The sequence below is a fragment of the Bifidobacterium sp. ESL0704 genome (assembly GCF_029392075.1).
Lineage (GTDB): Bacteria > Actinomycetota > Actinomycetes > Actinomycetales > Bifidobacteriaceae > Bifidobacterium.
Genome location: NZ_CP113929.1, coordinates 885,482 through 910,155, shown reverse-complemented (window position 1 = coordinate 910,155; position 24,674 = coordinate 885,482). Strand labels below are relative to the sequence as shown.

Here is a 24,674-nt window from a genome sequence, read left to right as displayed (position 1 = left end):
TACCTCATCCTTCATCTTGACCCAGCGACTTCCATCTTCGTCATCAGCTTGGTCGGCTGCACGGCGTCCGTACTGTCATGGGGACGCTCCGATTCGCCCAACGTGCCCTCGAGAGTATCGGCCGCCGCATTTCCCCTGTGGTTGTCATCGTTGCCGTCACGATCGCGAACGCTGTCGACCAGCCGACACACGACGGCCACGGCCTGGCCTCGCAACACCAGGTCATCGCCCTGTTCGCAACGGTGCACCGCCGGCTGGCAATGATAATCGACAAAGGTTTTGGCTTTCAGTTCGTCGCGCATGCCGTCGAGAAAAGCCGTACCGACGATATCGGCCGGACCGGCCACGGAGATGTCGGCCAGATCCAACAATCCGATCGACATGGCCAGTGCCGCACCCAGCATCGTTCCGGCTTGCCTCAAGACGGTTTCACGGGTTTGCGTCTGGGCGGCAAGCCGCTCGCGCAGCCTGGGGACGCTGACCATCGTTTCCAGACACCCGTGTTTGCCGCAAACGCATTCCGGACCTTGCGGGTCGACCACGACATGCCCGATTTCACCGGCCGAATAACCGCTGCCGTCAACGATCTTGCCGCTCACGCACACCGCTGCACCCACGCCCTGCCCGATACGCACAAAGAGGGAATCCGCGGAACCCTCGCCGAAGGTGCATTCCCCCAACAGCCCCATGTTGACATCGTTGCAGACCAGAACCGGCAGATGGTGTGCCTGCTCGAGATGCGCCCGCAACGCGACATCGCTCCAGCCAAGGGCCACCGAGCGGATGACCGTGCCTTCGGGATTCACCACGCCAGGCACCGCAACCCCCAGCCCCAAAACCGGTCGGTCAGCCTGACCGAGCACTTTGGCGCATAAGGCATCCACGGTTTCGAAGCGCAAACTTCCGGAGCACTCATACGGAATCTCAACGCGTTCGACGATATGTCCAAGCAGATCCGTGAGCACTGCCCGAAGTACGTAGCGTTGGGTCAAATCCACGGACGCCACAAGCCATCCATCAGTGTCGACAGCGAGCATCACCGAACGCTTGCCTCGCCCGGTTCGCCGGTCCAATCCCACTTTACGCAGCAGCCGGTTGCCCACCATTTGCGAGACCACGTCGCTGACTGCCATTCTGGAAAGCCCCATGCGACGTCCGAGCTCGGCACGGGTCATCTTTCCCTCGCGGCTTACCAGAGAAAAAGCGGCGCGAATATTGTTGGCGCGCACGTCGGAAGGATCGGACTTCAATGGCCTGCGACTCATAGACCCTCCTTCAAGCATCGTCACCGCATAACAATCTTATGTAAACTATACTTACATTATCATATAGCCGATACTCTACTTTCTTGAGAGAGCACGAAGTCATCAGATTGCCGACCTGTCTGCCTCTTCTGCCCTTGCCCTCGTTCCAACGCCCGTTTTCAAGCCATGGCACGAAGGATATCGGCCAGACGCCAGACCACCTGGCCGATACGGCCAAGTTCGGATTCCTTGCTGACCTGACGCCACATGGCACGGTAGCCCTCGAACCAGCACTCGATCTGGCCGACGAGCGCGACGGGGCTCGGCAACGCCTCCTCATCGTCGGCGTCGGCTGCGATCAGGCCGCAATCCCGCGCCAGCCACCAACCGCACCGGTCGAAAAGATCCAGTCCTTGAGCCATCCGCAGCAGCACCCCGGCCATCGCGTTGTCGTTCACTCTGACGCCCGCGAGCTGCAGAGCCTCCTGCATTTGCTCCAGAGCGGAAGCCTTCTGCGGCACCTGCCGCAGGCCCGCCTCTTTGATTGTCAGCAGGCGGCGCCGTGCCTCAACCAAATCACCGGCGTCGGCGACCGCTTGCCGCCGGGAATCAGCCACATCCGCAAACGTGTGCTGGACATCCTTGTTGAGGCTGCCATCACCGGAATCCAGTTCAAGGAAGAAAACGGCATCGGCCCAAGTGAAACTCGACGAGGATCGGCAATCCCTCCACGCTTTGAGCACCGTGGACCCGGTATCGCCGAAGGAAAGCCGTTCCACGCGCAAGTTGAGTTCCTCGAAATCGTCGCTTTCGCCTCGCCAGGCTGTTTCTGCGCCGTACATCATGCCGGGCATGCTCAAGCGCGGGTCATTGACATGGCCATAATCGCCCCAATCGGTGACCAGATACCCTGCAGCGCCTGATTGCTGGCCGTAACGGCCGACCTTGCGGGTGTTTTCCCATGCGTCATCGAGCGAAGGCAGCAGCTGGTTCCAGCCATGCACGGCAGGACAGACGTACTGGCGAGCGCCGGCTTCGGCCAGCACGTCGAAGGTCTTTTCGGTGACCTGGGGGCTGTATTGCCAGTTGAGCAGCGTCGTTTTCCTGTCAAGTTTCGGCAGCATATCGGGGTATTGCAGCACGATGTCCGCCCACATCATCGGCTCGTGCCCGAGCGCCGCGATATGGGCGCTCAGCCGATTGACATAATCGGCATAGACGCTGCTGATGGTGGAGTCGCCCATCGAAAGGCGGGAGCGCCCGCGACCGAGGTCGAAGGTCTCGTCCGCTCCGATATTGAATTTCTTCGAGGAGAACAGCGGCATGTAGCGGTCGATAAGCGATACGGAGAATGCAAACGCCTTGTCCAGCGCCACGTTGAGGGTATGATGCTCCTGACGTTCGATGAAGCTGAACGGCCTGTCGGCGTCTTCGGGAAATTCGCCGAGTTCGCGGAATTCGTGGGTACGCAGGATGACGTAGAGATGGCCGAAAGTGGACACCGAAGGCACTAGCTCGATCCCCCGCTCGGCGCAGTACCGGTCGAATTCCATGATCTCGTTCGGGGTCAACGGGTCAAGGCCACGCCATGCCTCGCTCAGCCCCGGGAAAGCGAAGGAATGCTCGATATAAAGCTGAAGCTGATTGTATTTGTATAGCTCAAGGTTGTCGGCCCACTGCTTGAGCCATTGCAATGTCGGCACACGGCCACGGGTCACATCCAGATAATAGCCGCGCACCTTGAAGACAGGAGCATCGACGATACGCAAGACGGGAAGCCTGCCGCCGCATTGCCGCAACAGTTGGCGCACCGTCGCCACTGCAGAACGCAGCCCCGCCCGGTCTCCGCCCGTGACAGCGATGCCGCCGTCTGTGATGTCGATGCGGGAAGCCTGTTCACCCAGAGAATCGTCGATGTCAAGCCTCACCTCGCCAGGCCACCCGCCACGGGCCGTCTGCCAAACCCCTCCGGTCGCGGCGTTCAGTTCGTCGGCGAGTTCGCGGGCCAGCAATCCCCCGGGCAGATCCTCTACAGCCTCACTTTCGACCACCGTCCCTTCCAACAGCGACACATACTTGCCGGGCTCCACAGCCACGCTTTGCGGCCAGGGGACCAAAGCGATCGGTTTGCCTGAAACGCTCAGGCAAGATGCCGAGACGGTTTGATATGACATGATCAGTCCTCACTGTCTTTATTGAAAAAAAATGTCATTACCCATTACCACGATTCGGCAGGAAGCCGAAAACCGGATTGGTCGAAAGCCTGTCGGCGCAGGATCCATCAATCCAGCTTTTAAGAAATCATATTGAATTCTTTGACTATTATGTAATGTAACATGACATAAAGAAAACCAACTCAGACTGGAGTGAACAAATGAGCGGGGCTGCAACCCAACAGGTACCGGAATCGGTTCAAGACTTTATGACGCATATCACCGATCTGTGCGGCGAGGAACACGCCGACTGGGCGCTGACGTTCAACAAGGCGTTCGCCAACACGCTGACCACGACCGTGCGACGCGAAAGCGACGGCAGCACCTTCCTGGTGACCGGTGACATTCCGGCGATGTGGCTGCGCGATTCCACCGCCCAGATGCGACCGTACCTGTCGATCGCCAAAGACGACCCGGACCTGGCCGAGCTCATCGGCGGGCTGTCGAGACGTCAGTCCTTCTACATCACCATCGACCCTTACGCCAACGCCTTCAACGAAACAGCGAACGGCGCGTCGTGGGACAAAAACGACAAGACGGACCGCACCAGCCCGTGGCTCTGGGAGCGCAAATACGAACTGGACTCGCTGTGCTACTCCATGCAGCTGGCCTGGCTGCTCTACCGCAACACCGGTTACACCGCGCATTTCAATGCCGATTTCATCAAGGCGGTCACCTCGGTCCTTGATGTCCTTTCGCTCGAGCAACACCACGAGCAATCGCCGTATTTCTTCATTCGCGACACAACGCTGCCCACCAACACCCTCAGCTGTGACGGCCGCGGTACGCCCGTGGCCGCGACCGGCATGACCTGGTCCGGTTTCCGGCCCAGCGACGACAGCTGCAGCTACCACTATCTGGTACCGGCCAATATGTTCGCGAGTGTCATTCTCGGATATCTGGCACGCCTGTTCGACGGCAGCGACCCGAATCTTCCTGCCGGGCTAAACCGGCCCGATATCGCCAAGCGCGCGAAGAAGCTGGAAGGCGATATCAGGGAAGGCATACGCACCCACGGCACCACCGAAAACCGTGACGGCGAAACCGTCTACGCCTACGAAACCGACGGACTCGGCCACGCCACGCTGATGGACGACGCCAACATCCCCAATCTGCTCGCGGCACCATATCTCGGATTCTGCACCGAAGACGACCCGACCTACCAGGCGACCAGAAGAACCCTGCTCAGCCAGGAAAACCCGTACTATTACACCGGCCGTTACGCCGCCGGCATCGGCTCCTCGCACACCGACCCGGAGCGTGTCTGGCCCATCGCTCTGGCGATGCAGGGGCTCACCAGCGGCGACAAGGCCGAAAAAGCGCACCTGCTCAACACGCTGGTCGCCACCACCGACGGCACGCACCTAATGCACGAAGGCTTCGACGTCAACGACCCGAGCCGATACACCAGGCCGTGGTTCAGCTGGGCCAACATGATGTTCTGCGAGCTGGTGATGGACTACTTCGGCATCCGTGTGCAGCGCTGACCCAACCCGATGCTGCACAGGCCACCGACGCGATGGCCTGCAACGGCACTGGCGGTGACACGCCAATGCCAAAGTGCGATCATCGCGCTAAACTAAAACGGTTAAGTACTGGTCGCAAAGCGGCATCAAGACTTACTGGGCAATCACAGTGAGGATGCATGGATCGCCCGGAACAACGAAAGGAACGGCAATACGATGACGAATCCGAAATACGAATTGGGCACGGTGGCCAACCGCACCTTCATGGCTAACGAGACCTACGAACTGCTGGACTTCGGCAAGGGTTTCGCGCTGCCGCAAGGCGGGTCGGGCTGGCTTGACGACGAGGGCCGCATCGACCCCTCGCACGGCGTGCAGACCTGGATCACCGGACGCATGACCCACGTCTATGCCATCGCCGCCATGCTGGGATGGCCGGGCGCCGACAAGCTCGTGGACGCCGGGCTCAAAGGACTGACCGGCATCCTGCACGACGACAAGAACGGCGGCTGGTATCCCTCGATTCAGGCCGACGGCACTCCAGAGCCCGGCAAGACCTGCTATCCGCACGCCTTCGTGATGCTTTCCGCCTCCTCGGCCCTGCTGGCCGGGCGCCCCGGCGCCAAAGAACTGCTGGACGAGGTGCTCGCCACCTACGACCAGTACTTCTGGGACGAGAAGAACGGGCTGGCCGTCGACACCTGGGATTCGACGTTCTCCACGCTTGACGACTACCGCGGCATCAACGCCAACATGCACACCACCGAGGCCTTCCTCGCCGTCGCCGACGCCACCGGCGACAACAGGTACCGCGTGCGCGCCGGCCGCATCATCGACCACGTCGTGGGCTGGGCGAAGAACAACGGCTGGCGCATTCCGGAGCATTTCGGTCCGGATTGGTCGATCGACCTCGAATACAACGCCGACAAGAAGGACGACCAGTTCAAGCCCTACGGCGCCACCCCCGGCCACGGCATCGAGTGGGCCCGCCTGATCACGCAATGGGCGCTGAGCTCGTTCGCCAACCGCTCAGGCGCGCAACCGTACATCGACGCCGCCGAGCACCTCTTCAATCAGGCGGTCGCCGACGGCTGGAACCGCAACGGTACCGTGGGCATGGCCTACACCGTCGATTGGGACGGCAATCCGGTGGTCACCGACCGCATGCACTGGACGCTGGCCGAGTCGCTCAACACCTCCGCCACCCTCTTCAAGGTGACCGGCAAGAGCGAGTACCGCGACTGGTACGCCACCTTCGCGCAATATGTCGACGAACACCTCATCGATCACGACAAGGGCAGCTGGTTCCACCAGCTCGACCAAGACAACAAGGTCATCGGCACGGTCTGGCCCGGCAAGTCGGACGTCTACCACGCCTTTCAGTCCACGCTGGTGCCGTTCCTCGACCCGGCGGTCTCCATCGCCACCGCCATCAGCAACGCACAATAAGACATATTGGCAAAAGGCTGCCCGAAATCTCATCGGGCAGCCTTTTGCCATCGGTAAGTCTGGTCAGGATACAACTCTTTTGTCGACAGTATTAAAAAACATTTGTTGATGTCGGCAACATGCCTCAACGGCATACGTGATCAAATGAGCACACCTGTCCCAGTGCCCACCCGGTGCCCTCCCATCAGCCATCGCTTCATGGAGCGCTGCAGCGAAGTTCGCTCGGGCAAGCGGTCAACAGGTTCCGGATTGCGCTGAAACACCCATTCACGCCAGTCTTCGGCCTCGTCGTTCGTTGAAACCAGCTGGAAACGACGCTGGAAATCCAGTATACGGGACCCTTGCGGCAGCAGCCGCTTCAGCGCCGGGCTCAACAGCCATGATTCGCAGATGACGGGGACCTCGCAAAACGTCGGGAAGAAACGGGCCATGAAACGCTCTTCACGCTTCAACGACGCATCGCACGTATCCGCGCCAAGGTCGGCATCCGAGGGAATATGAACGTTGACAGCCTTGTCGCCTTCAATCCCCGCAGGCACATCGGTGCCTTCGACCAGCTCGAATTCCAAGGTGCCGAGCCTGAACAGCCTCATCCCCAACTGCCGGTACGTCCAGAAATCCCGGTCGAAACCGTACGTGGCGTAACTCGTCTTATGCTCCCGCACGAATCTGGAGAAGCAGGCCATGGTATCGATAAAGACGTCTTGCGGAATGCCTGCATCGAGGTAACGCCTGAACGTTGCATCGGCCGCGCAACCCAGCATGGCGGCCAGCATACGCCAACCGTCGGCATCCGGTTTCAGCAGATGCCGCAAGCTGTGCCAGGCCGAGATTTCATCGGCACTCTGCGACGAAGCCAGTCTGCGAATCACTTCCCTGTCGATGTCGGGAAGCGTCGGCAATACCTGCTTCAAGGACGTCATCGCTTCCTTTGGCATATCTATGCGACGGGTCAGTTCCAGCACATCCATGCGTGTTCCCTTTCAACACTGCGATATATGATTCCCATCAGGCAAAACCTTATGATCTAGGCTTTTCCGCCGGTATCCTCCGCGTGCTTTCCCGCACCACCAGCTTCGGCTGCAGGATGCGGCGGTTGCCGCTCACCGACTCCCCCGCCAATCGTTTCATCAACAACTTGGCCACTCGTTTGCCGTACTCGCCTGGGTCACGATGGACCGCGGTGATGGAGGGATAGGTCGCCGTGCAGATGAAGCTGTCCTCGAAGCTGACGATGGCCGGCAGGTTGCGGGGAAACGCACGTCCGTCATCGCTTTGCAGACCGGCAGGTACCTCGTCGGAAAAACTCAGCCGTTCCAGCGCACGCAGGCTCGCGGCCGCCATGGTCTCGTTCTCGTAGATGAAGGCATCCGGGGCGAACGAGCCGTTCATCATCGAGCAGGTCTGCGCGGCGGCGGTTTCGGCGTCGAAATTCGTGTAGCTGACCGCCGAGAATTCCAAGGCGTATTTGGTGGCCAGCTCATTGAAGGCGGCCACACGCATCTTGCTGTAGTCAAGATCCCGGTCGCCGGAGAAATAGACGATGCGGGTACGGCCCACATCGAGCAGATGCCGCACGATGGCGTCCATCGTCCCCGAGTCGTCAATCGAAAGCGAGGGCACCTGATCGGCAGGGTCCGGACCTCCCGCCAAGACGCAGGGAATACCCAGCTCGTTCAGCAGTTGCGGGCGCGAATCCTTGGTACGAAGATCCACCAGCACCACTCCATCCACACGCTTGCGGCGGCTCCAATCGCGGTAGATCCCCAACTCCTCCTGCAACGATTGTGCGGGACGATAAAGAATGCCGTAGCCTTTGCGGCTCAACGAGTCGTGCAAGCCGGCCATGAAATGCAGCATGAAGGATTCGGTCTGCAGATTGCCGCCGGAACGGGAAGGCACGAATCCAACCGTCATCGTGCGCGACGAGCTCAACGCCTGGGCCGCGTAGACCGGGCTCCACCCCATGCGTTCGGCGGTCGCCTTGACCTTGCGTTTGGTCTTCTCGGAGACACCGGGCTTATCGTTGACCGCGAAAGAAACAGCCGTCTGCGAAAGGCCCAATTCGTCGGCAACATCCTTAAGGCTTACGCGTTTGGAGACATTAGCGGCGCTTTCGTGCATCGACCCAGGTTTTTTCGAACTCAACGTATAATCTGCCTCTCAACTTTGACGACAATCTTCGGCAGCCTGATCAGGGACAAAACGCCATGCAATTGCTGCCCGACTCTACAGGTTACTCGGCTCTCTCGGCAAAAGCGGTTTAGTTGTTGCGCTTATGGCATTTTGGTCATTATTGTAAGCTGTGTCTAATATACAATTTCACGGTGACTTCTGTCTTGTTGCGGGCCGTGAACCATGATTTTCACGGTCCGCAACAAGACGAGAAGCCCTTCGTCAGATCACTTGGCAACCCGGCGTCTGCCAGCCAGCACCACGGCGCCTGCAGCCAACAGCAGGCCACAGACGACAGCGGTCAGTTGCGCCACGGAGCTACCGGTTTTCGCCAGCGAGCCGTTGCCGGGATCCCTGCCATCGGCCTTATCCGCCGCCGGGGCGTGCCCTGCAGGCTTGGAGACAACCGGCTTGGGCGTGGTGGAAGCACCTGGCTTAGAGGGGTCCGAGGGATTGCTACCATACGGCTGCAGGGCCGCGTTCAGACCCCTGACCCATCCATCGACCTGGCCTTGGGTATAGCTCTTCGCAGCGATACCCTGCACCGCGGCATCCCGCGCCGAGCGCAATGCCGCCAGATCTTCATCGGCGGTTTTCGTCGCGGCGGAGTCCACAATGGAATCGGCCTTGTCGATCAAGGTGGTCAGCTCGCCCAGATCAATGGATTCCAGCTGCCGTTCCAGCGTCGGATCATAGGTCTTGCTGTACGCGGCGGCATAATCGGGGCCGAGCAGGGCCTTGTTGACCTCGTATATGTTGGTTGCCGAGGAGACGGCCGAAAAGACGTCTTGGGATGCGGGAGTCGTGAAGCCCATGCGGGTCAAGTAATGCCTTGCCGCGCCCTTGGCCTCTTCCAGACTCATCCCCTGGCTCTGCGCTATGGCCGTCTTGGTCCACAGCATGGTGGAGGGAAGTATGTGGTTCAGGTCGGCGTCCTCATAGGTCCGCCCGTCTCGGTCCGGGGCGTACAGGAACATGCCGCCGAGGTTCTGGTCCCTGACGTAGCTGGCCACCGAATTGATATGGCTGCTGCCGAAAGGCTCGACGGCATCCAACCAGCGGTTGTTTTGGTCCTGTTCCTCCGGGAAGGTAAGACCTGGCACGAACCGATTCTTGCCGATCAGCCCCTGATAGTCGCGCACCGCGGAAGCCGTGCGCGTCGCGTCGTCGCCATACTGCTGATAGGCCACATAGTCGAAGCAATCGCTGACATTGCGCAGTGGGGCGAGATAACTGCCATTGGTGTCATACAGCAGCATGGTGCCGTTGTGCGCCTTGGGGCCGATGAGCGTGGACAGGGCTTTGATCACACCGTCGGAAAGCCGGACCTGCTCGGCACTGGGATGTTGTTCCATGTCGATGTCGAGACCATCGAGGCCCCATGCGTCCATCAGCTCGCTTTTCAGCTGCTTGGCATAGGCCAGGTATTCGGCTTCGGTCGGCTCGGCACCGGCATGGGGCACCTGAAGCAGGTTGTCGTAGCCGAATCCACGCACCAGTTTGACGCCGCGGGCATGCAGGTTCGGCGCATAATCGCTTTTGAGCTTGTCGAAGAACGGCTGCGCCTGCGCTTCCTGACCGGCCGGCACGTAACTGAACACGTTCACCACATCGACCCCGTAGGGAATGTCGTCCATGGTGATCCAGTTCTCGTCAGGAAGCGAGGTGTTGACGCCTTTCATCGTCTTGTCTCGCCACGCACGGTAGTAGACCATGAAATGACGCTTCTGTGCTCCTGCCGCGCTTTGTGCAGGTGAATCCGTGCGTTCGCCCTGTTGCGCCGTAGCGCTCGTCGCCGGCAAGGCAAACAGCATGGCGGCCGCCGACAACGCTGCCACCGCCGAAACCCCCAACTTGCGCCAACCACGAAGATTGTTCTTTACCACTTCCGTATATGATTTCATCATTATTCCTTCTTTGATGAGAAGCCGACCCCATCCGAATGGATAGGATCGGCACCTCGTTACCTGACCATCAACTGCTTCGTTCGCACCTCCATTCGTCTATTCCTCGCCAGGGCTGGCCTACGGCATAACAACACAGCCAAGCCCTTGTGGCAAGGCGAAACTGGAACCTTCAGGAACGCCTTCTGACAGCGCAGATCACACAGCCGCAAAACACCATGGCCACCGCCACCAGACACACCGCCGTCACGTCGGCACCCGTCGACGAGAGGAGCCCGTTGCGGGTCGCCGTCGGTTTTTGCGCGGCGGAACCTCCCTTGCCCGGGCTCGCCGGCTTCTGGACGGCACCGGGCTTCGAGGGCACCTGACCATTGCCAGGTGCCGGTGACGGTTTCTGGCCATCGCCCGGAGCGGGAGTCGGCTGGGAGCCATTCGACGGGGCGGCCTTGAAGACGAGGCTCACGCCGTCGCCGATCGCGGCTCCGTCAAGCAGGGCCTTGACCACATAGGTTCCGGCACTCGAGGAAACGACGGAGATGCTTGCCGTGCCCGAATTGTCGGTCACCGCATTCACCGCGGAGGACTTGGCGGCCGCCTGCAGCTGCTCCGGCAGTTCGAAGCGCACGTTCGCGCCGATCTGGGGATTGCCGAAGGAATCCTTGACCACCGCCTTCACGGTTTGCGGGCTTTTGCCGTCAGCGGCCGAAGACGTCGACGAAGCGGCCATCGAGGAGGTCGACGCGTCCGGCTTGGTCATGTCGGGCACCGAACAGGAAGCCATCTCGTCCTTGGCGGCAACCTTTACCGGCTTGGTGGCATTGCCCCGATAGTCCTCGTAGGAGACGTACAGGTCACCGCCGTGCGTGGGGGCGATGGTATAGGACTGCGGCTTCGTGCGTCCGCGAATGATACCGGTGGTCGGAGGCGTCTGCTGCGAATAGGTGTACTGCGCGACGATCGGCTCGCTCTTCTCCACACCGTTTTCCTTCCAGCGCTCGGTGACATGGATATAGCGCCAGTCCTGGGTCTGCGGACGGCTCAGTGTCACTGCGGTGCCCGCGGCGTTCCATGTCGCCGAACAGATCGGATAGGGCTCGATGGTCGCGTCCGCGAACGCGCCTTCGGCGCTGGAGAAGGAGCCATCGGCCGATTTGACCGTCAGCACATAGCGGGAACCGTCCACCGGCACATCGCCGAAATCGACGCCGGTTGCGCCTTTCGCGGCTTGTCGTGTCACCTGATACGGATGATTGCCGTACCTCCAGCTGCCGCTGGCCGAGGCAAGGGTGACCGTCTTGTCGCCATCTTGCTGCGGATTGGTCCAGGAAGCGCTGAGCTTGCCGTCCTTGCCGGCCTTGACCTTGATCGCTCCGACCGCTCGGGACTCGTCGAACTTCAACGTGGCCGCGGGCGAGCGGCTGCCGTCCGCACCGACCGCGACGAGCTCCAGCTCGCCGGAAGCCGCGGGAAGCTTCTTGATGTAGAGGTTGTCGTCATACCGGCCGCCCAGGAACTTGCCGTTGAGATAGACCAAGTAGTTCTTGACCGTGTTGTAGTCGCCGATCTTCCAAGCGATATCCGCCTCGGAACTGTTCGAGAACAGGCGCTGCAGGGAGAGGCCCTGCGGGGCCGCAGGCGTGCGCGACGTCTGGTCGGCGAACGTGAGCTTGCCGATGTTGACCTGATAGGAGTCGATCGGATTGGCACCCTTGTCGATGACCAGTCCCAGCGTCGCCACCTTCCTGCCCGCATATTGCGAGAGGTCGACACTCGCCGTCTTCCATCCGTTCGTGGCAGCGCCGTCGGCCACGCGGACCGGAACCACGCTCTGCGGCGCGTCGGCGAACACCACACCGAGATTGAGCGTCGAATCATCGCCGGACGGCTTGTTGTACGTCAGCTTCACCTTCGTGCCGGCCGAGACGTCGAGATCGGTCTTGAACAGCCTCACCGTGTTGTCGCTCGAGAGCTTGCCGCTCAATACCAACGAGTCGCCGCCCTCATAGGCCCCCAATTTTTGATAGTGGAAACGGGAAGCCGGCGTGTAGCCTTGCCCGTAGTCGAAATCGGCCTGCAACGGGTTGTTCGCCGCATCGATCCACCACTGCCAGGTCACCGGCACGTCCTGCAAGTTGATGTTGCCCCATTCCTGCGAGCTGCTGGTCTTGCCGGCATCCCGCCATTCCAGACCGTGTCCGGTGTTGAAGGTCGTGGAGAAGACCGGCCCGCCGATCACGGAACGCTCGGCTATCTGGGAAGAGAAGCCCTTCCAGCCATCGGCCTGGTCATCGCCGGTGCCGTCTGAGGAACCGGTCCAAAGCCTGCGCTCCCTGTCGAACACCTCGTTCTGGTATTCCGGCTTCACTTTCTTGCTGTCGCCAAGCTCGCTGCTGACGAAATCGGAGCCAAGCGCCGCCAACGAAAGAAGGGGCTTGCCGTTGGCGTCCAGATTGCTCTGCATGTGCTTTGCGTTGTAATCGATGGAATCGAATTTGTGGCCACCGGCCTCGAGACCGGCGAACACGGTCTGCTTGGGATCGAGCCCCAGGCTTCTGGCATGCGCCGCCGAGTTCTTCAGCATGTTGTTGTCATACCAGTAGTTGAGGAAGATCGAATCGGAGATCTTTCCCTTCGCCGGATCCTTCACCCATGGTGAGTTCGCGGCGTTGAACTGGTTCTGGTAGTCCACGTTGCCGGTGCCGTCGACGGCGGCGTCGTACCACTGCACGTAGATGCCCTGATCGGTGATCTGCTTGATGAAATCCTTGTATGCGCCGATATCCTGTGCGTCGACAGCGGACTCCTGGTTGATGAAGTAGCCGTCGAAGCCGAAGTACTTGGCGATCTCCACCAGCTTGGCGGCCACCGGGTAGCTGCCGTCCTTGGCTTTGTCCTTGAGCAGGTCGCGATAGGTCTGCTCGCCCCTGTCGTTGTCCGACAGGAAAATGGCCCCGATCGATTTCGCGCCGTTCTTGTGGGCCGCGTTCGTATAGGCGGGATTCGGCAGGTTCATCATGCCGAATTCAAACCACTTCTGCGTCCAGTCCTTATTGGGGTCGTACAGCGTCTTGTCGACCCCCTGGCTCGGCTGGCCATGCCAGCTTCCGTAATAATCCGCGTACTGCCAGTAGTCGAACAGATACTGCGAGAACACGTTGTTGTCGTGGAACGATTCGAAGAACGCGTTGCCATAGTCGCCGGCCAGGTCGAACATCTGGGTATCGCTGGGCAGATTGGCGTCTTTCTGCGTCGCCGCATCGGGTGCGATACGTTGTTGCAGCGGTACGCGCGCGCGTAGTCGTGAAGCGTATTCGTCGCTGCCCGGGCTCCAATTGAGGATGTCCTCGCCGGTATAGCCGTGGTTGTAAGGCTGGTTCTCACCGACCGCGTACTTCGCGTCCGTCATGCCCCACGGCAGCGTGTCCGTGGCCGACGCCGCAGTGGCGCCGCCGAACATCATCGCCGCGGAAAGCGTCATGCCAAACAGCGTTGTGGCCATTGCGCGAACACCGCGACGGTGCCGCGAATGGATGCCATTTTCTTCTTTCATCTTTGTTGACCCCTCGTCTTTGTGGGTTGGAAATCGTCCTCATCTTGGGTTTCGTCAATGTCGTTGCGTCTTGTGTCTTCTGCGGCATGCCGGACGTCAAGACATCGCGGTGCCGGCCATCGAAGCAGCCGGTACCGCCAACATAGAGAACGACTATGGTTGTACTGGTGTGATGACACCATACGGAGTTCGCTCGTCATCAAGCAACTCCACCGTGTTCCCCTCCTTCCCGTCGAAAATCGTCTCATACGACAACGTTTGAGACGAGATCAAGTGCTGTGAGGATGACGGTCGGCACGTATCGAAAACCGCGGCGAGCTGGCACACCCGGGGAATCATGCTTCCCCCGCTGGTGCGGATATAGAGCTTGACGGCCTGGTTCCTGCGCCCCCGCAACGATTCGGGAACGTCCAGCGTCATCGTGATCCTGACCTTTCCCTTAAGATCGGCTTGCCGGCATACCTCTATCAACGTATCGCGGCCATGGGAAACCACCCGAAGCGCGTGTGCGCTTTCGACCGAGATCCTCGACACTCGCCGTGCGGGGGCAAGCGAGAACCCGAACGGATACAATACAGGATCTTTCGCGTCCTTATACACATCGGATGCCGACTGCCTGTCGTTGTAATGCAGAGGAGACACGCCATCCGAAAAAGGCAGGGTCACGGGCATTGCTCCGGTGCATGCCTCATGGCCAAGTATCACCGAGCTCACGGATTGAGGGCCATAAGGCCCCGCGTAGCCCGCCCAGATGACCTTGTCGGAGTCCGCGCACAGCCGTGTCAGCACCTGGGCTCTTCCGGAGACCACCACGGAAACCACGGGAGAGGAGGACGCGGCACGCACGTATCGCAACCACTCGTCCTGGTGCCATGGCAAATCGATCGAGGCCAGGTCCACTCCCTCGCCACCGGTCGCCCGGCTCATGGCCGCGTCACCTGCGGCCCCATTGTCGGCGAACGCCTCTTGATAGGACCGCTCGCTGGTGCCGCCGGCGACGTTGACGATCAGCGCCGCGTCATGCAGCAACGCATCGTTCTTCTCCCCCATCGGCAACAGGCGCACGTCACGCCCCGAAGCCATCTGACGCATCTGCCGGTAAACCGTGGTCTGCCTGCCCGCAGGCAGAGGCGCGGTATAGTCCCCGTAGAAGCACATGGCGTCGTCGGCCAGTGCTCCGGTGACCACGATGGGGCCGTCACCAAGACCATTCCAATCGGCGGCGCCGTCATCCTTGAGGGCCACGAGACAGGCCTGCGCGCAGGCAAGAGCCTCACGCTCCCCTTCGTCAAGCGCCCGGCGCAGTTGTTCGCCACGGCCGTCAGGAACACCGGGCACGCGGCCGGATTGCTCATCTGCGCCCACCAGCCCAACGGTTTCCCGCTCGCCAGTCGACGAAGTCGATTTCCCTTTTTCCGGTGGCAACAACGAGAAGCGCTGCTTGAGCAGCAATACCCTGCGCAGTGACTGATCGATGGCGTCTTCAACGGCATCGACATCGAAAGACCGGCCCAGCAGATTGAAGCGACGCTCGCCATCCGCGCAAAGCATGTCGGATACACTGACATCAAGCGAGGCAAAGCCTTCGTCCCACAACGAGACGTTCACACCGCTGAGCAGGGCGGCCAGACCGGCCGCGCCGAGCGAACCGGTCATGGAGGCCAGCCGGTCCACGGCAAGACCATCGGCCATGACGATGCCGTTGAAATGCAATTCGTCACGCAGATAAGTTTTGAGCAACCATGGGTTGGCACAGCACGGCACACCGTCGATGTCGTTATACGCCGCCATAAACCCACAAGCCCCGGCGTTCACCGACGCGGCCACCGGGCGCAGATGGATCTCATGCAAATCGTTTGGGCCGAGAACGGCCGATTGCCCGTTGCGTCCGGCGATCGCCTCGCCTTGGGCCGCCAGATGCTTCATGACCACAGCCACGCCACCGTGGCCGATCAACGAGCGGTTGACACCCTGCATTCCCTCGATGCTCGCCTTGCACATACGCGCGGCGAGACAGGGATCCTCGCCGAAGCATTCCTCGCATCGTCCCCACCTGGGGTCACGGGCGATATCGAGACCGGATACCAGCGCTATGTGGACGCCGCTTTCATAGAGCTGCCGCCCCACAGCGCGCTGCGCCTCCTGCACCAACGCAGGATCAAACGTCGCTCCCAGCGCAAGGTTGGTCGGCAAAATCGTGCCCCCAAGCGCCTGATGGCCGTGCGGGGCCTCCTCGCTCAATAGCACACCTATGCCATGCGCCCCGCGTTCGAGCACCGTTTGTTGAATAATCGAAGCCGCCTCGAGGCGCTCCTGCGGACGGATGCCGTTGTCCCAGTTCATTTCCGACCAAGGGTCGGCACGGAACAGGCCGTAGAGCACCCCAAGCCCTCCCCAACGGTCTATCTCAGCCTTGAGATAATCCGTGGGCATAAGTTTTCCATTGACTCGCTTCAGGCATTTCCAACCGAAAAGCCGCTGATTGAGTTGGCCCACCTTCTGTGTCAGAGTCATCGACGATATCAGCTCGTCGACATACGACGTGTCGCACGTTACGTCCATTGTTCCCCACCTTGCGATCATCCAGATCGGCGATATCCTATTTCACGCGACAGCCGAAAGTCGCCGATACCAGGCAATTGGCGGGAAACGGCATAACCGAACCGTTCCCGTCAACTGCCTGGCACTCCTTTTCAGGAAGCCATGGCCTCTTCCAACGAGGGATCCGACACCGCGCTGTAGGCGTCGCCTGCGGCCATCGGCACCTTCAGGCACCTATCGATGCCCAGTTGAGCGAGGCGATGGGCGTCGGACGCGGCCTGCGAGGTCACCAACGCCGGACGCTCACCCTTCGCGCTCAGCGCCATCCACTTGTCGAAGACGGAGCCTCCGGGAGCGCAGGCGGAGCGCATGACAGGATTGCCGTCCTCGCCGCACTCGATCACGATGGCCGTCGATCGCGTCGGCGGTTCGTGACGCTCACGGTATTGCTGGGCCAGACGCGAGTATTGCCTGCCGATGGGTTTGAGCTTGCCCTGCTCATCGAAAAGACCCAGATCATGTTCGAAGGGCGGGAAATCGGACATCGCCGACGACACATCGTGCGAACACCACCAGGTGACCCCATACAGGTCGGTGCAATCCATCGCATGTTCGACGGTCCTGACACAGAATTCCGGCGTGTCGTTGACTTCGATGACATTCTGCGGGGCCCCGATCTCCTGCAGCCAGACAGGATGGTGCGGCTGGTCGGCAAAGGCCTTGGAAAGCTCCACCAGATATTCCGCATGCCGGGTTCCCGTATCGCTTAGGGCACCGTATTTCTGCGCGGTACCGTTGAAAACCCAGGAGTGGATGGCCGTCACATCACCGATGTTGGATGCGTAGCGAGGCAGGAACGGATGACCGTCCTGGTACCAGACAGCATCGTTCTCGCTGTGCAGCAGCACATGGTGATTGGCGCGCGCCTTCTCCTCGATAGGAGTGAGCAAGGCGTTCAGCCATCGCTGCGCTTCCTCGCTGGTCGAAGCCATGCGACGAGGATGGACCCTGTCGGCGAATTGGTTGCATTCGTTGCCTACGTTCAATCCTTTGAAACGAGGTACGGTCGCAAGCGCGTCGTAGAGGGTCTCGACAAGCCTGCTCTGCGCCTCAATCGCATCCACGTCGCTGAACATGCTGGTCTCGTGCCATGAGACCAGCCAGGAAGGCACGAAATCGAAACTCGACAAATGACCCTGCAGAACATCCGAATAGACATCAAGTCCCCGTTCGGAGGCCAAAGACGCCATATGCCTGACATCCTCGATGCCGTCCTGATTGATCCATGTGCGGTTGGGCTGCAACACCGGCCAGAGCGGGAACAGCCGGACATGGTCCATCCCGATTGCCGCTATCGCGTCCAGATCACACTTGACGCTGTCCCAATCCGGATGGAGCCATGCATGGAACCATCCGTGGGAGGGCGTGTAGTTGACGCCAAATCTCATCACTGCTTCACTCCTTGATGCCGCCCTGTTCCAGACCTTGGAAGAAGTAGCGCTGGAAGCAGGCGAAGAATATAAGAATCGGAATCAACGACACCAGAGCACCGGCGGCGATGAGCCTCGGGTCGGAGACGAACATGCCCTTGAGCCTGTTCATGCCCAATGTCAGCGTGTAGTTCTTCTCGTCCGAGATCACGATCAACGGCCAAAGGAAGTCGTTCCACGCACCGACAAAGGCGAAGATGCCGACCACCGTCATCGTGCCCTTGACCTGTGGGACGCAGATGTTGAAGAACTGCTGCCACAGATTGGCGCCGTCCACCTGCGCGGCCTCCTCAAGCTCCTTGGGGATGGCCTTGAACGCGTTGGTCATCAGCAGGATGTTGATGGCACCGCACATTCCCGGCAGCGCGACGGCCAGCAGGGTATTCTGCAGATGGATGCTGCGCATGATCAGGAACTGCGAGATGATCACGCCTTCGACCGGGATGACCATAGTAGCCATGAACAGGGTGAACACGGCATTCCTGCCATGCCATTTCAATCGGCCCAGCGCGTAGCCCGCCATCGTGGAGAAGATGACATTGCCCGCGATGGAGATGATGGCGACGATGATGGTGTTCCACATGTAATGGAACACCGGCACCTGCTGGAATACGTGGACGTAATTCTGCAGCGTGAAATCCTTGGGTATGACATAGGGAGGCACGGCGTAGACGTTGTCCTTGGGGCCCTTCAGCGAAAGCGAGAGCTCCCAGACGAACGGGCCGACCAGCAGGATGAAGACCAGGACGAGCACCACATACTGCCCGACCTTGCCTGCGGTAATCCTTTTATGATTCTTCTGCATCAGTCCTGCCCCCTGCTCTGGATAATCTGCTGAATGATCAGCATGGCGCCGACCACGACCAGCACGATCAGCGACAACGCGCTGGCATAGCCGGTACGGGCCTGGATCCCGGTGCCCTGCTGCTGAATGAGCATCGACATCGTGATGTCCTCGCCGCCCGGCCCCGCCGTGCCGTTGGTCAACACGTAGATTTCGTTGAACACACGGAACGCCGCAATGGTGGAAAGCATCATGATCAGCACGATCGTCGAGCGCACGCCCGGCATGGTCACCGAGATGAACTGGCGCACCGGTCCGGCTCCGTCGAGCGAGGCCGCTTCATAGAGGGAATCATCGATGTTGGCAAGGGCCGTCATGTAGATGACCATGTAATAGCCAAGGCCCAGCCAGATCGTGACGAACATCGAAGAGAAGAGGATCAGCCAGCGGTCGGTCAAAAACGGAATCGGCGTCTTGATCAGGTGGAAGGTCTGCAACAGCGAGTTGATCAGACCCTTGGAGTCCAGAAGATTGGTCCAGATCATGCCGACGACCACCGCGCTCATCACCACAGGCGTGTAGAAGGAGGTGCGGAAGAATCCCATGATCCTTGAATTGCCGCGAACGAGATTAGCGAGGATGAGGGGAAGGATGACCATGAACGGCACGACGCACACCACATAAAGCGAGGAGTTGAGCAATGCCGTCAGGAAGTACTCGTCATGGAATATCGCGACGAAATTCTGCAAACCGATGAACTTGCCCGGCCTGAGCAACGTCGAGTCGGTAAACGCCAACCGGAACGTGTTGAGGGCCGCAAGCACGACAAAGATGAAAACAACAAGAAAGGCCGGAAGTACGAAGAGATACGGGGCAAGCTTGGTGGTCAATGAGGAACGACCGGAACGAGGCTTCCTCTTTGCCGCTTGCCCGCCCTTGGCATGCTGCCGGGGCCCGGCCGAGCCGGAGGCTGAAGCCTCCGGCTCAACAGAGATGATATCGACGTCCGTCATGTTACTTCAACTTCTCGTCAGCGTACTTGACAGACTTGTCCAGCGCCTGCTTGGCGGTCTGCTTGCCTTGCAGGGCGAGAGCCGCCTGCTGCTGAAGATAGACCTTGCCATTGGCGTCGGTGAACTCGGCTGGACGGCAGGAATAGCCGTCCTTGACCTCTTTCAGCGTGATCGAGAGGGCCTTGCCTTCCAGAGTGCTGGTGTCGAGCTTGGTGTAGTACGGATCTTCAAGGCCGCCCTTGCTGGACGGGAACGTGCTGGACTTCTTGGCGAACTCGAGCTGGTTCTTCTTGTTGGTCACGAACTGCGCGAACTTCATGGCGGCCTGCTTGTGCTTGGTCTGGGAGCTTACCGCGAGCATCTCATAGGAGACCGTGGCGGAACGGCCTTCGTCGGTGATCTTCGGGCCGACCGCGAGGTGCTTGACCAGGTCCGGGGAATTCTGCTTGAAATCGGCCACCTGATAGGCGCTGCCGCCCATCGCGATGATGGAACCCTTCTGGAAGAACTCGCCCTGCTGCGACCACTGCGCGCTGAGCGCTTCGGAAGGAATGCCCTTGTTCTTGTACAGGTCGACGAACTTCTGCAGATGCTCAACGGCCTTGTCGGTGTTGAACGTGTACTTGGTGTGGTCCTTGTTCATGATCTTGACGCCATGGGAGGCATAGTCATCGACCGCACCGCCGAGCATGGTGGACATATAGGCACCGCACCCGCTCTTGACCATCGTGTCGGCCTGGCCGAAATAATCGTCCCAGGTTGTGGGCAGCTTGTTCGGATCGAGTCCGCACTGCTGCATCAGCTGAGTGTTGTAATACATAGGGCCGTCATTGACATACCAAGGATAGCCATAGGCACCGGTCTCAACGCCATTGCCCTTGAAGGTGACGGCATCCCATGCGCCGGGATAGAAATTCTTCTGGGCCGCCGAATCCTCCTTGCTCAGATTGAGCAGGGCACCGGCCTTGGCGAGGCCGTACATCAGCGATGGGCCCGCATCGATGATATCGGGCAACGAGTTGGCTGCCGCATCGGCGGAGAGCTTCTGTTCATAGTTATCGGAAGGCTGATCGATCCACTTGATGGTGACATCGGGGTTGGCCTTCTCATAACTGGCGATCAACGACTTGAAATACGGCGTGTACTTGTCGTTCTTGAGGTTCCATGTCTGGAAAGAAACCTCGGTCTTTCCGTTCGCATCCTTGCTATCGGACTGTCCTCCGCAGGCCGCGACAGAGAACAACGTGGCTGCGGCAGCGGTGATGGCGATGGTCTTCTTCAGAGAAAACATCTGCTTTTCCTTTCTTTTCGCTCTCTCCAACTTTGGAAAGAACACCGGCGTCTCAGTATGTTAACTAAAACGCTTTAGTTTAATTCTATCTTTTATTTCGCATATTTGTCAATTCAAACGATTTTAGACCGTGTCGAACTAGTAAATCGGCTTTCCTATGACTAAAACGCTTTTGGTATGAATGCTATGGGGATATACCGAATGATTTCGGCATATCCCCATTCACCGGCAACGCATCGTTGCGACCGCTCACCTGCTGATGCGCAACGTCGCCTGCTCGAAAGACTGGAACGACAAGCATGCGCCTTGCGCGGGCACCTGCCCGTCGACGGCCCTGGGCAGATCGGCGGGCAATGATTCGCCGTCCTCCAGCTCGCCGACCTCGCAAACCATGCCCTCGGCCAACTCGTCGCACACGTGCAACGTACCGCTCGCCTGGCCACCTGCCGGCTCGTAGAGACGCAGGATCAGGTCTCCGCTCCCGTCATCGGCCATCTTCATCCAGTCGAGCACGATGCTGCCCTTGCCGCAATCAATCGACGCCAACGAATCAAAGGCCGGAATTGCAGCGAAGCTCGGAGCATTAAGGCGCGAGGCCTCGGCCAGCGTACGCTCGACACTTGCGTCGGCCACCACGCTCCATGCGAATTCATGATGGCCCTGGTCGGTGTGCGGATCGGGGTACAGCGGAGCGGAAAGCAGCGAAAGACGCACCATGGTGCCGCGACTCGGAACGCTCACCGCATCGATCGAAGCAGCCGTGTTGTCGCCGGTGACGTTGCCGATCGGGCTGACATCGGAGCCATAGGTGGTCGCGTTGACCACGGCGGCGGCGTAACCGGATTCGGCAAGGCGCACGAAGCGGTGGGTGCAGCTTTCGAACTTGGCCTCGTCGCTGCGCGAGTTCTTCTGCACCGGGCGTTCGACCATGCCGTACTGTGCCTCGTACTGGGCATGACGCACATCGAGCGAAAGCGGCAGGTCGACCTTGAGGAAACGTTCCTGCGTGTGCCAGTCGACGCCGACCTCGAAATCAAGGCTACGGGCACCGGCATGCAGAATGACATGCGTGTCGATATCCACGCCTGCACCGTGCGCCTTGAGTGTGGCCACGAGAGCACCGTCGGAGTCCCGCTTGGCGACGTCCACCAGCTTGGAATCGTCCAGGCCATTGGCCATCAGGAAAGCGTCACGATGGATATCCCAGGCGTCCCACTGATATGGTTCATCGCGCAGCAGCTCGTAGCGGCCCAACCTGGCGCCGGCGGCAACGAGCTCACGTCCGGTACGCTCGTCAACCATCGAGGAGACCGTGCCATCGGATTCGACAGTTACGGTGAGCAATCCATTGGAAAGCGTGGCCGAGCCATCGTCGTGACGTTCGAGCGTCATGGCCGATGACGAACCGACATCCTCGACCTCGTCGTTCGCTACGGCAGCAAGCTGGACGTCGCCGGCGGGCAGGTCCGCAACACGGTCCTTCCAGACGTTACCGACGCCATGTGCGCGGCACCTGGAGACAACAGCCCAATTCGCCTGTGCCTCGGACCCGACTTCTACGGGCAGCACGACGGCGTCACGGACCACAGGCAGCTGCGGGCAAGCCTCGTGAATCGCGGCCGCGGCCTGATCGGCGATGACATACAGCGCCCGGATATCACGCTGGTATTCCTCGCGGGCCTGACGTTCGGCCCATGCGAGCGCCGAGCCGGGCAGGATGTCGTGGAACTGATTCAAAAGCAGCGTTTGCCAGATCTTGTCCAACTGCTCACGCGGATAGACATAGCGCGGATTCTTGATGCTCGCGGCGGCACACAGGTATTCGACCACGCGCAGCACCGATTCCTCCTGCCGGCAGCCGCGTTTCATGTCTTGTTGCGCGGTCAACGTGGCCCGATGCAGCTCGAGGTAAAGCTCGCCGCGATAGATCGGCGTCTCTCCTCGAGCATCGTCGACGATGTCGTGGCGAATCTTGCCATAGAGCTCATCGGGGGTGCCAAAATCGATCTGCGGCACGCCTTCGAGATCGCGCATGCGTCGGATGCGGCTGTTCATCTCGCGGGTGGGACCGCCGCCTCCGTCGCCGAATCCGTAGAGCAGGATGGCGTGGTCGGAAAGATCCTTGTCGAGATAGTTCTTCTGCGAATAGATGACATCCTTGACTTCCACCGGTGAATCGTAGGTGTCGGCCGGAGGGAAGTGGGTAAGGATGCCCGTGCCGTCGATGCCCTGCCAGATAAAGGAATGATGCGGGAACTTGGTGGTGTCGTTCCACGAGATCTTCTGCGTCAAGAACCACTCGAAGCCGGCACGACGCGCGATCTGCGGCCAGGAGCCGGTGTAGCCGAAGCTGTCGGGCAGCCATACGCCTTTGGCGGCCACTCCCAGATGCTCCTTATAGTAACGCTGTCCGAAAGTGATCTGGCGAATCAGGGACTCCCCCGCCGGCACCATGCCGTCGGATTCGACCCACATGCCGCCGACCGGGATGAACCGGCCTTCTTTGATGCGCGACTGCATGCGTTTGAAGAGATCCGGGTGTTCCTGTTCAAGCCAGGCGTATTGCTGGGCCGAACTCATCGCGTACTTGAAATCGGGGTCCTCGTCCATCATCGCCAGCACGTTGGCCACGGTCCGGGCCACCTTGCGCCTGGTCTCGCGCACCGGCCAGAGCCATGCGGAATCGATATGCGCGTGGGCGACAGCGGTGTGCTTGACGCTGGACGGCGTGGCACGACGCGAAAGGACATCGGCGAGTTCGGCACGCGCCGGAGCCACGGTGCCTGCCAGGTCACGTTCGTCGTAAATATTGAGCGAACGCTGCAGCGCCTTGGCAAGCTGCCAGTAACGCGGATCGTCGTCCTTCAGCTGACGGATCAGGGACGAGACGACCTCGAGATCGGCGTGATAGTCGTACAGGTCTTGATTGAACACACAGACGTCCATCCGACGCAGCGTGTAGGGCTCGTCAGGTTTGCCGGTCGGGCCTTCGCCGAGCGGGGTGGGCGAATACGGCGTCGGACCTTCCACAAACGGGTTCGCCGCGGCTTCGAGATAGACGACGAAATCGCCGTTCGCGTCGATATCGACATGTTTGCTGCCATCGGTATCGATCAACGGAACCCAGCTATTGCGCGGGTTCACGGCTTTGATCGCCGTGCCGTCGGCCGTGTAGACAAGACCTTCGGATTGGAAACCGGGACCGCGATTATCGAGCCATCCAAGATCGGCGACCAGCTCGACTTTCCGTCCCTTTGCCTCGGCAAGGTCGATATGCCCCTTCACTTCGAACCACGTCGTCCCCCACGTCGTGCCCCAGAGCCCGGGAACCGCAAACGGCTTGAAATCGACCTGCCCGTAACGGGCGCGGTCGAGGAATTGCCGATACGGCTCGGGCTCGCCCGGGTTGGCGGCACTTCGCAGTGTGCAGTGGCAGAGAACGGAATGGATATGGGGATCAAGGCGTTGCTGCAGCACACGGTCGCAGCGTGAAAGCTCGTGGTCGGGAACAAGGAACATCATAAAGCCTTTCATTTCGATTCGGGGCATCGCCG

At 60.1% G+C, this 24,674-nt stretch carries 14 protein-coding genes; 2 read left to right on the top strand and 12 right to left on the bottom strand.

The window, feature by feature from the left end; all coding sequences use genetic code 11:
- Positions 1-11 precede the first annotated feature (11 nt).
- Positions 12-1,265 carry an ROK family transcriptional regulator gene (locus tag OZX64_RS03065; RefSeq protein ID WP_277173763.1) on the bottom strand — a complete coding sequence of 418 codons (1,254 nt, stop codon included), beginning with the start codon at positions 1,263-1,265 and terminating at the stop codon, positions 12-14.
- 158 nt (positions 1,266-1,423) lie between these two features.
- Positions 1,424-3,418, bottom strand: coding sequence for a family 20 glycosylhydrolase (locus tag OZX64_RS03060; RefSeq protein ID WP_277173761.1), 1,995 nt, complete (start codon positions 3,416-3,418; stop codon positions 1,424-1,426).
- 200 nt (positions 3,419-3,618) lie between these two features.
- On the opposite strand from OZX64_RS03060, the gene OZX64_RS03055 reads away from it, so the two are divergent.
- Entirely contained in the window at positions 3,619-4,944 is a 1,326-nt protein-coding gene (locus OZX64_RS03055) for a glycoside hydrolase family 125 protein (RefSeq protein WP_277173759.1), read from the top strand.
- Between the two features lie 195 nt (positions 4,945-5,139).
- On the top strand, positions 5,140-6,372 hold the full coding sequence (locus tag OZX64_RS03050; protein ID WP_277173757.1) for an AGE family epimerase/isomerase: 1,233 nt from the start codon (positions 5,140-5,142) through the stop codon (positions 6,370-6,372).
- Between the two features lie 140 nt (positions 6,373-6,512).
- Here OZX64_RS03050 and OZX64_RS03045 read toward each other — a convergent pair whose 3' ends face one another.
- The 10 genes from OZX64_RS03045 to OZX64_RS03000 form a co-directional block, all read right to left on the bottom strand.
- Positions 6,513-7,343, bottom strand: a complete 831-nt coding sequence (locus tag OZX64_RS03045; protein ID WP_277173755.1) for an acyltransferase domain-containing protein — start codon at positions 7,341-7,343, stop codon at positions 6,513-6,515.
- Between the two features lie 49 nt (positions 7,344-7,392).
- Positions 7,393-8,496, bottom strand: a complete 1,104-nt coding sequence (locus OZX64_RS03040) for a LacI family DNA-binding transcriptional regulator (protein ID WP_277173753.1) — start codon at positions 8,494-8,496, stop codon at positions 7,393-7,395.
- 278 nt (positions 8,497-8,774) lie between these two features.
- On the bottom strand, positions 8,775-10,451 hold the full coding sequence (locus OZX64_RS03035) for a glycosyl hydrolase (RefSeq protein WP_277173751.1): 1,677 nt from the start codon (positions 10,449-10,451) through the stop codon (positions 8,775-8,777).
- Between the two features lie 172 nt (positions 10,452-10,623).
- Positions 10,624-14,001, bottom strand: coding sequence for an Ig-like domain-containing protein (locus tag OZX64_RS03030; protein WP_277173749.1), 3,378 nt, complete (start codon positions 13,999-14,001; stop codon positions 10,624-10,626).
- 153 nt (positions 14,002-14,154) lie between these two features.
- On the bottom strand, positions 14,155-16,563 hold the full coding sequence (locus tag OZX64_RS03025) for a glycoside hydrolase family 3 N-terminal domain-containing protein (RefSeq protein ID WP_277173747.1): 2,409 nt from the start codon (positions 16,561-16,563) through the stop codon (positions 14,155-14,157).
- A gap of 131 nt (positions 16,564-16,694) precedes the next feature.
- A complete protein-coding gene (locus tag OZX64_RS03020) occupies positions 16,695-17,990 on the bottom strand; it encodes a glycosyl hydrolase (protein WP_277174955.1) in 1,296 nt (431 codons plus the stop codon).
- Between the two features lie 7 nt (positions 17,991-17,997).
- Positions 17,998-18,837, bottom strand: a complete 840-nt coding sequence (locus OZX64_RS03015; protein ID WP_277173745.1) for a carbohydrate ABC transporter permease — start codon at positions 18,835-18,837, stop codon at positions 17,998-18,000.
- Positions 18,837-19,829, bottom strand: coding sequence for a sugar ABC transporter permease (locus tag OZX64_RS03010; RefSeq protein ID WP_277173743.1), 993 nt, complete (start codon positions 19,827-19,829; stop codon positions 18,837-18,839). The genes OZX64_RS03015 and OZX64_RS03010 overlap by 1 nt, the downstream gene beginning before the upstream one ends.
- Position 19,830: 1 nt before the next feature.
- A complete protein-coding gene (locus OZX64_RS03005; protein WP_277173740.1) occupies positions 19,831-21,120 on the bottom strand; it encodes a sugar ABC transporter substrate-binding protein in 1,290 nt (429 codons plus the stop codon).
- 249 nt (positions 21,121-21,369) lie between these two features.
- Complete coding sequence (locus OZX64_RS03000) at positions 21,370-24,639, bottom strand: glycoside hydrolase family 38 C-terminal domain-containing protein (RefSeq protein WP_277174954.1); 3,270 nt, start codon at positions 24,637-24,639, stop codon at positions 21,370-21,372.
- Positions 24,640-24,674: the final 35 nt, after the last annotated feature.